This window comes from Oleiphilus sp. HI0066, assembly GCF_001635725.1.
Genome location: NZ_LWFH01001261.1, coordinates 1 through 602 on the forward strand (window position 1 = coordinate 1; position 602 = coordinate 602).

Below are 602 nucleotides of genomic sequence, written 5' to 3' on the forward strand. Positions count from 1 at the left end.
CAAGATTTTCAATATCAACCAATAAATATTCAGAGGCTAATTCAGAAGGGTAGGAAGGAGTATTTAATACATCCGTTGCTTGAAGCGAAAACGAGCTACCTACAACACTCGCCCCTATAAATGCTTGCGCTAGCTTTCGTCCCCCTAGAAGACCAAAACAGCGATGAAAAATAGAATTCATCTATTATCCTTAAAACGTTCAAACGCCCCATTTAATGGAGCGTCATGTAACTATAAGATGGTTATCGTGCTCGGCGACGCAAAGACTGCGGCTTAAAATAACGTTTACCAGGAACCTTGCTTTCAAACAAAGGGGCCTGTCGTTCTTCAGAGTACAATCCATTGACACTATATCGACGCGACTGCAAGTCATGAAAAACATCCGAGGTAGTCCAAGTGCCCGGCAATTCGTAATAGTTTTTCAGCATTGCAGCGCTTACTCTCCAAAGCTCACCACGGTTGTCATACTGATCAACCAAAGCAATACTCCAAGAGTCTTCATCTATATAAAACACTCGCTTCTTGTATATGTGGCGAGCTCCTTTTTTGAGGTTTGCTTCTACGACATGCACTCGGTGTAATTCCCAGCGCACATACTCTGG

At 43.0% G+C, this 602-nt stretch carries 2 protein-coding genes; both read right to left on the reverse strand.

The features are described 5' to 3' along the window. The coding region (locus A3738_RS18160) for a hypothetical protein (RefSeq protein ID WP_156504326.1) at positions 1-181 on the reverse strand (181 nt) is incomplete at its 3' end. A 61-nt stretch (positions 182-242) separates the two neighbouring features. Then, positions 243-602, reverse strand: a 360-nt coding sequence (locus tag A3738_RS18165) for a DUF1329 domain-containing protein (RefSeq protein ID WP_156504327.1), incomplete at its 5' end; no start/stop codon positions are given.